The following is an 11032-nucleotide window of genomic DNA, read 5'->3' as shown; positions in this document are numbered from 1 at the left end:
ATGGCCACCGAAGAAACCCTCGTCCTCGTCAAGCCCGACGGCGTCGCTCGCGGCCTCACCGGCGCGATCCTGGCCCGCATCGAGGCGAAGGGCTACGCGCTCGTCGACATCCGCCTCGTCGAGCCCGACCGCGACCTGCTCGCCGCGCACTACGCCGAGCACGAGGGAAAGCCGTTCTATGAGCCGCTCCTCGAGTTCATGCTGTCGGGGCCGTCGGTCGCGATCCGCCTCGCCGGCAACCGCGTGATCGAGGGATTCCGTTCCCTCGCCGGCACGACCGACCCGACGACCGCAGCCCCCGGCACGATCCGCGGCGACTTCGGCCGCGACTGGGGCCTCAAGGTCCAGCAGAACCTCGTGCACGGCTCGGACAGCCCCGAGAGCGCCGCACGCGAGCTCGGCATCTGGTTCGACTGAGTCGCACTCCAGGAGAAAGGCCCGTCCGCTGCGGAAGCGGACGGGCCTTTCTCGTGTGCGGAGTCAGCCGCCGGTGATGATGCGCACCATCTCGCCGAGGAAGTCGATGCCCTTGGTCTGCGCCATCAGCACGATGATCGCGTAGGCGATGACCGTGGCCAGCGGCACCCACGCCATGAGCTTGTCGGCCCGCTGCTGCGCCCCTTCGTGGCGGGTGAAGGTGCCGTTGCGGGTGAGATGCAGCATGGTGGCGAAGAACGTCGGGATCGTCACGGCCCACGTGACCATGCACCACGGGCACAGGACGATGAGGTCGTAGATGCTCTGCGAGATGAGCCAGCAGACGAAGCCGAAGGCGAAGGTGATGCCGACGCCGAAGAGGGCCCAGAACCAGCGCGGGAAGCGGGCGCCGGCGAGGATCGCGACACCGACGACGAGGGGTGCCATCCACCCGGTGAGGCCGAGGATCGGGTTCGGGAAGCCGAACACCGATCCCTGCCAGGACTCGAGGTTCTTGCCGCACTGGATGAAGGCGCTCAGGTCGCACGACAGCGCGGCGTCCGGGTCGGCGAGGAGCACGAACTTCTCGACCGTGAGCTGGAAGGCGGCGAACCAGCCGATCACGCTCGCGATGATCAGCCAGACGGCGAAGATGACGGGGCGGGTGCGCTGCTCGCTCATCTGAGGATTATCTCAGCGACGGCTATGGATCGGGCGAGAACGGGGCCGGAGAAAATCTCCGGACGTGCACGGATGCCGCATTCTGCGGAACTTGGTGCGATAATGGCCTGTGACGCGATGAGCGGCCCAGCCGTGACACGTGTCGACGCAGACTTCGGGGCCCATGCCCCACGCGACCAGAGCTACGAGCCGGTCGCAGATCGAGTGAGTTCGCGGCACCCGCGGGTGCCGCATGAGTTTCGCGGAACACTCCGGTGATCCGCGCAGGGAGCAAGCCAGAGATGGCCGATGAGAACAATGACAACAACACCCCTACCCTCGACTTCCCGGCTGACGCCGCGGAAGAGCTGACGGAGTCCCCGACTCCCGAGGGCGAGACTCCGGAAGACGAGGCCCCGGCCGAGTCGGATGCTCCCGCAGAGGTCGCGCAGGTCGAAGAGACCGTCGTGGCCGAGGACGAGTCCGCGGCAGAGGAAGAGTCCGCGGTCGAGCAAGAGTCCGCGGCAGAGGAGCCCTCGGCTGAGGAGAAGTCCGCCGCCGAGGAGCCTTCGGTCGAGGAGCCCGCCGCTCCCGAGGCACCCGCCGCTCCCGAGGCACCTGCCACTCCCGAGGAGCCCGCCGCGGTCACCGCCGTGTCGCTGGGTCTGCTCCCCGAGGTGTTCGTGTCGCAGGTCTCCACCCAGCTGCACTTCTACGCCCCCGAGATCGTGCCGCTGCCGGCACGCCCCGGTCGTGGCCCGGCTCCCGAGCGCGAGCTCGACGATGCCGACGGCGGTCGTCGCGGACGCCGCCGTCGTGGCGGATCCGAGGGCGACGACCAGCGCGATGCTCCCCGTCAGCGCCAGCGCGTCGTCGAGTACATCACCGAGCCGAAGGCGATCAAGGGCTCCACGCGTCTCGAGGCCAAGAAGCAGCGCCGCCGTGACGGACGCGACGCCGGTCGCCGTCGTCCGGTCGTCACCGAGGCCGAGTTCCTCGCCCGCCGCGAATCCGTCGACCGCAAGATGGTCGTCCGATCGAAGAACGGCCGCACGCAGATCGGCGTCCTCGAGGACGGGGTCCTCGTCGAGCACTACGTCGCGCGCAACCAGGACGCCTCCCTCATCGGCAACGTCTACCTCGGTCGTGTGCAGAACGTGCTCCCGAGCATGGAGGCCGCCTTCGTCGACATCGGCCGTGGCCGCAACGCCGTGCTCTACTCCGGCGAGGTCGACTGGGACGGCGTCGAGACCGGCAACCAGCCCCGTCGTATCGAGCTCGCCCTCAAGCCGGGCGACCGCGTGCTCGTGCAGGTCACCAAGGACCCGGTCGGCCACAAGGGCGCCCGCCTGACCAGCCAGATCTCGCTCCCCGGCCGCTACCTCGTGTACGTCCCCGGCGGTTCGATGAACGGCATCAGCCGCAAGCTGCCCGACAACGAGCGCGCGCGTCTCAAGCGCATCCTCAAGGAGGTGCTGCCGGAGTCGTCCGGCGTCATCGTGCGCACGGCCGCGGAGGGCGCGACGGAGGACCAGCTCACGCGCGACGTGCAGCGTCTGACCTCGCAGTGGGAGCACATCCAGAAGCAGGTCGAGAGCCAGCAGGCTCCCGCGCTGCTGCACGCCGAGCCCGACCTGCTCGTCAAGATCGTCCGCGACGTCTTCAACGAGGACTTCACGAAGATGCTCATCCAGGGCGAGGAGTCGCAGCGCACGATCCGCTCCTACCTCGAGAGCGTCGCCCCCGACCTCCTCGAGCGCGTCGAGTCGTACGAAGACGCCGCCGACCCCTTCGACGCGTTCCGGATCACGGAGCAGATCGAGAAGGCGCTCGACCGCAAGGTCTGGCTGCCGTCGGGCGGTTCGCTCGTGATCGACCGCACCGAGGCCATGACCGTCGTCGACGTCAACACCGGGAAGTTCGTCGGCTCCGGCGGCAACCTCGAGGAGACGGTCACCAAGAACAACCTCGAGGCCGCCGAGGAGATCGTCCGCCAGCTGCGCCTGCGCGACATCGGCGGCATCATCGTGGTCGACTTCATCGACATGGTGCTCGAGTCCAACCGCGACCTCGTGCTGCGCCGTCTCATCGAGTGCCTCAGCCGCGACCGCACCAAGCACCAGGTCGCCGAGGTCACCTCGCTCGGTCTCGTGCAGATGACCCGCAAGAAGCTCGGCCTCGGCCTCCTCGAGACCTTCAGCGAGGCGTGCGAGGTCTGCGCCGGCCGCGGTGTGATCGTGCACCACGACCCCGTCGTCAAGCACCGCTCCAACGGAAACGGTGGGAACGGCAACGGGGGCAACGGCAACAACCAGAGCGGCCGCCGTCAGCGCGGTGGCAACGGTGGCGGACAGAGCCAGAGCGCCCCGCCCGCTGCGAACGTGACGCACAGCATCCCCGAGGGTGCGAAGTCTGCCCTGGCGCAGATCGCGGCATCCACGAAGGCTCCCGCCGAGGGTGCCGGCGACGAGGTCGTCGTCGCCGAGGCGCCGGTCGAGGCGCCGGAGCGCGCGAAGAAGCCCCGCAAGAAGCGTGGGGCGGATCGCAAGCCCGCGCCGCGCAGCCAGGCCGAGCAGCTGCTCGACTCGGTGCTCGACGCCCTCCCGGAGCCGAAGGCACCGGGACAGGGTCGTGGACGCCGTCGTGTCAGCACCGCGGCGCTCACCGGCACCCCGGTATCGGTGAACGGCGAGGCGTCAGCGCCGGTCGCGAGCGGGGATCCTGAGGCCTGAGGCGATCAGGCGTCGGACGAGCTCCTTGCCGCCGACGTGCTGGGCGCCGCCGGCGACGAGCCGGGGGATGCTCTCCTCCGGCACGTCGTAGTGGTCCAGGTCGAAGGCGCGCGGCGGGAGGTCGTGGCTGAGCGCGAACGCGTGCAGCTCGTCGAGGCTCTCGTCGCTGACGAGGTGCGCCCACAGGCGTCCGTGCGCGGGCCAGAGCGGGTCGTCGACGAGAACGGTCATCCCGCAAGCCTATGACCGGACACACCCCTCGGCTCACTTTGCGAGTGGCTCCGGCATCCGGTAAAGTAGTCCCTTGGTGCGTATGCCGCGTCGTCCTCGTCGGTCGAAGCGGAGAGTCTTGCATTCGCACCCGTCGCCCCGCGGCGCATGCAAGCAACAGTCTTCCCGTGAGATTCTCGGAGCCGCGAGCTCCCCAACGAAACAGGTATGAAGTGGTTTACGCAGTAGTGCGCGCCGGTGGGCGGCAGGAGAAGGTCGAGGTCGGCACGATCGTTCAGCTCGACCGTGTGCAGGCTGCCCAGGGCGAGAAGATCGAGCTTGCCGCTGTGCTGCTCGTCGACGGCGCTACGGTGACCACCGACGCCGACAAGCTGGCCAAGGTCAAGGTCACCGCCGAGGTCATCGGCAACCTCCGCGGCCCGAAGATCATCATCCAGAAGTACAAGAACAAGACCGGCTACAAGAAGCGCCAGGGCCACCGTCAGGAGCTCACGCGCGTCAAGATCACCGGCATCAAGTAAGACCGAGGAGACCAGGACATGGCACACAAAAAGGGCGCAAGCTCCACCCGTAACGGTCGTGATTCCAACGCTCAGCGCCTCGGCGTCAAGCGCTTCGGCGGCCAGCAGGTCAACGCCGGCGAGATCATCGTCCGTCAGCGCGGCACCCACTTCCACCCCGGCGTGAACGTCGGCCGTGGCGGCGACGACACGCTGTTCGCGCTGTCCGCCGGTGCGGTGCAGTTCGGCGCGAAGGGCGGCCGCAAGGTCGTCAACATCGTCGCTGCAGGCGAGTAATCGCCGCACAGCAACAGACATCCGGTTCGGGGCGGGCTTCGGCTCGCCCCGTCCGTGTATCTGCCCACCGATTCCGATGGGCAACAGCTACCACCTGAGGAGACCGACACATGGTCACGTTCGTCGATACCGTGACGCTGCACCTGCGCGCGGGTAAGGGCGGCAACGGCTGTGTCTCGGTGCACCGCGAGAAGTTCAAGCCTCTCGGTGGCCCGGACGGCGGCAACGGCGGAGACGGCGGCGACATCGTCCTCGTCGCCGACCCGCAGACCGGCACGCTGCTCTCGTACCACCACTCTCCGCACCGCTCGTCGCCCAACGGCGGATTCGGCATGGGCGATCACCGTGCCGGGTTCATGGGGGAGGACCTCGAGCTTCCGGTGCCCGTCGGAACCGTCGTGAAGAACACCGACGGCGACGTGCTGATCGACATGATCATCCCGGGCGAGCGTTTCGTGGTGGCCAAGGGCGGCCTGGGCGGCCTGGGCAACGCTGCTCTCTCGTCGCCCAAGCGCAAGGCTCCGGGCTTCGCGCTGCTGGGTACGCCGGGGTACGAGGGCGATGTCGTCCTCGAACTCAAGACCGTCGCCGACGTGGCGCTCGTGGGATACCCCTCGGCCGGCAAGTCGAGCCTGATCGGCGCGATCTCGGCCGCACGGCCGAAGATCGCCGACTACCCGTTCACGACGCTGCACCCGAATCTCGGTGTCGTGCAGGCCGGCGACGCGCGTTACACCGTCGCCGATGTGCCCGGGTTGATCGAGGGCGCCAGCGAGGGGCGCGGTCTCGGACTGGAGTTCCTGCGCCACGTCGAGCGCTGCTCCGCGCTGCTGCACGTGCTCGATTGCGCCACGCTCGAGCCGGGACGCGACCCGCTCTCCGATCTCGACGTCATCCTCGCCGAACTGGCGGCCTACGAGGTGCCCGAGGGACAGACCCCTCTGCTGGAGCGCCCGCAGTTCGTCGCCCTGAACAAGATCGACGTGCCCGAGGCTCGTGATCTCGCCGAGCTCGTCCGCCCCGATCTCGAGGAGCGCGGATTCCGCGTCTTCGAGATCTCCACCGTCTCGCACGAGGGTCTGCGTCCGCTGACCTTCGCTCTCGGTGAGCTCGTCGAGAAGGTGCGCGCCGAGCAGGCCGCCGTCGAGGTGCCCCGTGAGCGCGTCGTCATCCGTCCGCGCGGCTCCAAGAAGGAGTTCACGATCCGGGTCGAGGGCGGCACCTACGGCAACGTCTACCGCATCATCGGCGAGAAGCCCGTGCGGTGGGTGCAGCAGACCGACTTCCAGAACGAGGAGGCCGTCGGCTATCTCGCTGACCGGCTCGAGAAGCTGGGCGTCGAGGACGAGCTCTTCCGCCTCGGCGCGGTGCAGGGATCGACCGTCGTCATCGGCGAGGGCGACAGCATCGTCTTCGACTGGGAGCCGACGATGACCTCGGCCGCCGAACTCATGACGGCCCCGCGAGGGACCGACCCGCGTCTCGCGCCGAATGCGCGACGCACGACGTCGGAGCGTCGTGAGAACTACTACGAGCGAATGGATGCCAAGGCCGCGGCGCGCGCGGAGGTCGAGGCCCAGCGCCTCGCCGCCTATCGCGAAGAGGGCGAGTGACCGCACGCTCGCGTGCAGACCTCGCCACGGCTGCGCGCATCGTCGTCAAGGTCGGATCGTCGTCGATCAGCGGTGAGGCGTCCTGGCGCATCCCCGTTCTCGTCGAGGCCCTCGCGGCCGCGCACGGGCGGGGCACCGAGGTCGTCCTCGTCTCGTCCGGTGCGATCGCGTCCGGCATCCCGTTCCTGCGTCTCGACGCCCGCCCCACCGATCTCGCGACCCAGCAGGCGGCCGCGGCCGTCGGTCAGAACATCCTGGTTTACCGGTACCAGGAGGCGCTGCGTCCGTTCGACATCGTCGCGGGCCAGGTGCTGCTGACGACCGGTGATCTCGAAAACCCCACCTCGCGCAGCAACGCCCGTCGCGCGATGGAGCGCCTTCTCGGGCTGCGCGTGCTCCCGATCGTCAACGAGAACGACACGGTGGCGACCCAGGAGATCCGTTTCGGCGACAACGACCGCCTGGGAGCCCTCGTCGCTCAGCTGATCGAAGCCGACGCTCTCGTGCTGCTCAGCGACATCGAGTCGCTCTACACGCGCCCGCCCTCCGATCCCGGTGCCGAGCCGATCGACGTGATCGCCGCGGATGCCGATCTGAGCGGACTCGAGTTCGGGGCGACGGTCGTGAACAGCGTCGGCACCGGGGGAGCGGCCACCAAGGTCTCCGCCGCCCGGCTCGCGGCCGCGTCGGGGATCGGCGTGCTGGTGACGAGTGCCGATCTGGTGGATCGGGCGCTCTCGGGCGCCGAGGTCGGCACCTGGTTCGAGCCCGCCGTCTGAGCGGGATCGGTGCGCCCTAGACTGGGCGGATGACCGATCAGACCCCGCAGGTGCGCCTCGAGCGCGCGAAGGAGGCGTCGCGCGCGACGGCCGCTCTGACCAGTGGCGACAAGGAGCGCGTTCTCGAGGAGATCGCGCTCGGACTCGAGCGCGACGCCGAGCGCATCATCGCCGCCAACGAGCTCGACATCGCGCGCGGAAACGAGAACGGGATCGGCGACTCGCTGATCGACCGTCTGCGCCTCGACGACAAGCGCGTCGCGGCTCTCGCCGCCGCCGTTCGCCAGGTCGCCGCGCTCCCGGACCCGGTGGGTCGCGTGGTGGGCGGGCATCGGATGCCGAACGGTGTCGCCCTCGAGCAGATCCGAGTGCCCTTCGGCGTGGTCGGCGCGATCTACGAAGCGCGGCCGAACGTCACGGTCGACATCGCCGCTCTCGCACTGCGTTCGGGAAACGCGGCCGTTCTCCGGGGCGGCAGCGCCGCGCGTGAGTCGAACACCGTTCTCGTCGAGGTCATGCGGGAGGCGCTGGTGCGGTCCGGCGTCACCGCCGAGGCGATCCAGACCGTCGACGACTTCGGTCGGGACGGAGCCACGGCGCTCATGCACGGGCGCGGCTACATCGACGTGCTCGTTCCGCGCGGGAGCGCAGGGCTCATCGAGACCGTCGTCACTGAATCGACCGTTCCGGTCATCGAGACGGGGGCCGGGAACGTGCACATCGTTCTCGACGAGTCGGCGCCGGACGACTGGGCCCGCGACATCGTCGTCAACGCGAAGGTGCAGAGGCCGAGCGTCTGCAACGCGGTCGAGACCGTGCTCGTGCATCGTCAGGCGGCTCCGCGTCTGGTACCCCTCGTGGCCAGTGCGCTGCAGAGCGAGGGCGTGGCGATCCACGGCGACGACATGGTCGCCGGGCTCGTGTCGAACGTCATCCCGGCCACGGAGGAGGACTGGGCGACCGAGTACCTCAGCCTGGACATCGCGATCAAGGTGGTCGACGACCTCGACGAGGCCCTCGCGCACATCCGCCGCTACAGCACAGGTCACACCGAGTCGATCATCACGACCGACACCCGCAACGCCGAGCGTTTCCTCGCCGAGGTCGATTCCGCGGTCGTCATGGTCAACACCTCGACCCGCTTCACCGACGGCGGCGAGTTCGGCTTCGGCGCCGAGGTGGGTATCTCGACGCAGAAGTTGCATGCGCGGGGCCCGATGGGTCTCGCCGAGCTCACGAGCACGAAATGGCTGGCGCGTGGGTCGGGGCAGACGCGCGGCTGAGGGATAGACTGGATGGCGCTGCACTGACTCAGGTCACGAAACGGAGAAACGATGAACCTCATCGCACAGGTCGCGATGGCCGCTGCGGAAACCGAGCACCACGGCAACGTTGCCCTCGAGACCGTGATCTTCGGTGTGATCGCCGCGATCATCTTCGCCTTCCTCGGTCTCGTGACGCTGTCGTACCGCAACGTCGCCAACCGTCACTCGGCCAAGGCCGAGGCCTGGGCTGCGAAGCACGGTAAGGACGGCCACGGGGCAGGGCACGGCCACTAAGGAACTATGAAGACCGTGACCTCGCGCGCTCCGCGCATCGGTGTGATGGGTGGAACGTTCGACCCGATCCACCACGGTCACCTCGTCGCCGCCAGTGAGGTCGCGCACTCCTTCGATCTCGACGAAGTGGTCTTCGTCCCGACCGGGCGCCCCTGGCAGAAGTCGGACGTCACCCCGAGCGAGCACCGCTACCTGATGACCGTGATCGCGACGGCATCGAACCCGCAGTTCACCGTCAGCCGCGTCGACGTCGATCGCGAAGGGCCGACGTACACGATCGACACCCTGCGGGATCTGAAACGGGACCGACCCGATGCGGAGCTCTTCTTCATCTCGGGAGCGGATGCCGTGGCGCAAATTCTCAGTTGGAGGGACCATGATGAGTTGTGGGAGTTGGCCCACTTCGTCGCGGTCTCCCGGCCAGGACACGTCCTGAGCACGGACGGCCTCCCGAGCGACAACGTCAGCCAGCTGGAGGTGCCGGCCCTGTCGATCTCGTCGACCGCCTGCCGAGAGCGGGTCCGGGACGACCAGCCGGTCTGGTATCTCGTTCCCGACGGGGTCGTCCAGTACATCGCGAAGCATCATCTGTATCGGAGCAAGTCATGACTACATCGGATCAGCACGGCCAGGGTCCGCTGACACGCAAGCAGTTGCGTGAGATCCGACTGACCGGATCGACGCCCGTCATCACCGACGAGGAGGCGGCTGCCGCGCCCGCGCAGACGCGGGAGTCCGACGCGGTCGTCGAGAAGCCCGCCGTCGAGAAGCCTGCCGCGCAGAAGCCCGCCGTCGAGAAGCCTGCCCCGCAGAAGCCCGCTGAAGAGAAGCCCGCGCCCGTCGCTGAGGCTCCCGTTGCGGCGAAGCCCGCTCCCGTCGCCGAAGAAGCAGCCGCTCCCGCATCCCCGGCCGCCCCACTCACCCGCCGCCAGGCGCGTGACCAGGAGCGCGTGCGCACGGCATCCGTTCCCGTCGTCGAACCCGAGGACGCCACGCCGCTCGCTCCGGTGGAGCCGCCGGCACCGGTGGCAGAGGAGCCGGCGCCGCAGGAGCACCCCCCGGCCGATCAGACGCCGATCGTCTCCGCCGTGCCGGAGTTCTCGGCACCGGCCGCACCGGCCGTTTCGACCGACGACGACATCGATGAAGACGACGCGGAGGTCGCGATCACGCCCGTGAGCGCCGCGGGCGCGAGCGCATCCGTGGGCGAGATGCCTCTCGACGCGGCAGCCGAGGAGCCGCAGGAGGACGTCGACGACGTCGATGCCGTTCTGGGCCTCGACCAGGAACCCGCCCTCTCGGACACCGATGACGTGCTCGCCGACGTCGGAGACGATGACGAGGTCATCGCTCCCGATGAGCGCCCCACCGTGAACCCGGCGTTCGGGGCGTCCGTGATCGACAAGACGCAGAAGCCGTTCGCACCGTCGTTCGACGAGCTGCTCACGGTCGGCGATTCGAGCGGCTCTCAGCACACGTCTCCCAGCGCGCTGATCTTCACGCCCTCGCCGGGCGAGGGATCGCTCTCGGGACCGGTCGCATCGACCGGCGAAATCCTCGTCACCGGTTCCTACGAACTCCCGCGCGGCATCGGCTCCCAGGGTCACGCCCACGGCGTCGCCGACGGCAAGGACGTCGATGCCGTCCTCATCGACGGCGAACTGCCGCCCGCTTCTTCTCCCACGCCGATCGCCGCCAGCTCGGCGGTCAGCACCATCAAGCCCGCCGGCGAGGTCATCCGACCGCCCGCCCCCGAAAAGGGCAACAAACTCATGCTCATCCTTGCGATCGTTGCGGGTGGTCTCGCCCTCGCACTGGGCGTGGTCCTCGTCGTCGCCTTCACCACGAATGTGTTCTGATGCAATCACCTGAAACCGCTGAAGCCATGCTGCAGATCGCTGCCGCAGCCGCCGTCTCGAAGGGCGGTGAAGACCTCGTCGCGCTCAACGTCTCGGAGCCGCTTCCGCTCGTCGACATCTTCCTGCTCGTCACGGGAAACAGCGAGCGCAACGTCGCCGCGATCGCCGACGAGATCGAGGACCGTCTCATCGCGGAGGGCCACAAGCGTGTCCGGCGCGAGGGTCGCGCCGAGTCGCGCTGGGTCCTCATGGACTTCGGCGACCTGATCGTTCACGTCTTCCACCAGGAGGAGCGCGTGTACTACGGGCTCGAGCGCCTGTGGAAGGACTGCCCCGTCGTGCCGATCGACCTCCCGGAGCCCGTCGCGGGGGAGTGACCCCGGAT

Annotated in this window: 13 protein-coding genes; 11 read left to right on the top strand and 2 right to left on the bottom strand. The window is 68.6% G+C overall.

Annotated elements, in window-relative coordinates:
• Positions 1-417, top strand: a complete 417-nt coding sequence (ndk, locus tag ACZ5Y9_RS11315; protein ID WP_067120383.1) for a nucleoside-diphosphate kinase — start codon at positions 1-3, stop codon at positions 415-417.
• A gap of 63 nt (positions 418-480) precedes the next feature.
• On the opposite strand, the gene ACZ5Y9_RS11310 is transcribed toward ndk, so the two are convergent.
• Positions 481-1098, bottom strand: coding sequence for a vitamin K epoxide reductase family protein (locus tag ACZ5Y9_RS11310; RefSeq protein ID WP_247631995.1), 618 nt, complete (start codon positions 1096-1098; stop codon positions 481-483).
• A 281-nt stretch (positions 1099-1379) separates the two neighbouring features.
• On the opposite strand from ACZ5Y9_RS11310, the gene ACZ5Y9_RS11305 reads away from it, so the two are divergent.
• A complete protein-coding gene (locus tag ACZ5Y9_RS11305) occupies positions 1380-3809 on the top strand; it encodes an Rne/Rng family ribonuclease (RefSeq protein WP_464471370.1) in 2430 nt (809 codons plus the stop codon).
• On the opposite strand, the gene ACZ5Y9_RS11300 is transcribed toward ACZ5Y9_RS11305, so the two are convergent.
• Positions 3774-4040 carry a DUF4031 domain-containing protein gene (locus ACZ5Y9_RS11300; RefSeq protein WP_247622158.1) on the bottom strand — a complete coding sequence of 89 codons (267 nt, stop codon included), beginning with the start codon at positions 4038-4040 and terminating at the stop codon, positions 3774-3776. The two genes, ACZ5Y9_RS11305 and ACZ5Y9_RS11300, sit on opposite strands and share 36 nt — an antisense overlap.
• Positions 4041-4252: 212 nt before the next feature.
• Between ACZ5Y9_RS11300 and rplU the strand changes: the two genes are divergently transcribed.
• The 9 genes from rplU (at position 4253) to rsfS (ending at position 11024) form a co-directional block, all read left to right on the top strand.
• Entirely contained in the window at positions 4253-4561 is a 309-nt protein-coding gene (gene rplU, locus ACZ5Y9_RS11295) for a 50S ribosomal protein L21 (protein ID WP_247622159.1), read from the top strand.
• An 18-nt stretch (positions 4562-4579) separates the two neighbouring features.
• On the top strand, positions 4580-4837 hold the full coding sequence (rpmA, locus tag ACZ5Y9_RS11290) for a 50S ribosomal protein L27 (protein ID WP_247622160.1): 258 nt from the start codon (positions 4580-4582) through the stop codon (positions 4835-4837).
• Positions 4838-4947: 110 nt separating this feature from the next.
• The gene (obgE, locus tag ACZ5Y9_RS11285; protein ID WP_247622161.1) at positions 4948-6450 is read left to right on the top strand and encodes a GTPase ObgE; all 1503 of its coding nucleotides are present in this window, start codon (positions 4948-4950) and stop codon (positions 6448-6450) included.
• Positions 6447-7229 (top strand): glutamate 5-kinase, encoded by a 783-nt coding sequence (proB, locus tag ACZ5Y9_RS11280; protein WP_247631998.1) that lies wholly within the window; start codon positions 6447-6449, stop codon positions 7227-7229. The genes obgE and proB overlap by 4 nt, the downstream gene beginning before the upstream one ends.
• Before the next feature lie 29 nt (positions 7230-7258).
• Positions 7259-8512 (top strand): glutamate-5-semialdehyde dehydrogenase, encoded by a 1254-nt coding sequence (locus ACZ5Y9_RS11275; RefSeq protein WP_336640148.1) that lies wholly within the window; start codon positions 7259-7261, stop codon positions 8510-8512.
• A gap of 51 nt (positions 8513-8563) precedes the next feature.
• Positions 8564-8788 carry a hypothetical protein gene (locus ACZ5Y9_RS11270; protein WP_247632000.1) on the top strand — a complete coding sequence of 75 codons (225 nt, stop codon included), beginning with the start codon at positions 8564-8566 and terminating at the stop codon, positions 8786-8788.
• Positions 8789-8794: 6 nt separating this feature from the next.
• Positions 8795-9397, top strand: a complete 603-nt coding sequence (gene nadD, locus ACZ5Y9_RS11265) for a nicotinate-nucleotide adenylyltransferase (RefSeq protein WP_247622165.1) — start codon at positions 8795-8797, stop codon at positions 9395-9397.
• The gene (locus tag ACZ5Y9_RS11260; RefSeq protein ID WP_464471369.1) at positions 9394-10647 is read left to right on the top strand and encodes a hypothetical protein; all 1254 of its coding nucleotides are present in this window, start codon (positions 9394-9396) and stop codon (positions 10645-10647) included. The genes nadD and ACZ5Y9_RS11260 overlap by 4 nt, the downstream gene beginning before the upstream one ends.
• On the top strand, positions 10647-11024 hold the full coding sequence (gene rsfS / locus ACZ5Y9_RS11255; RefSeq protein WP_336640150.1) for a ribosome silencing factor: 378 nt from the start codon (positions 10647-10649) through the stop codon (positions 11022-11024). The genes ACZ5Y9_RS11260 and rsfS overlap by 1 nt, the downstream gene beginning before the upstream one ends.
• Positions 11025-11032 lie beyond the last annotated feature (8 nt).

The sequence above is a fragment of the Microbacterium sp. T3-8 genome (assembly GCF_055398145.1).
The sequence above is the reverse complement of the archived record's forward strand: the minus strand, read 5'-3'. Positions and strand labels throughout refer to the sequence as shown.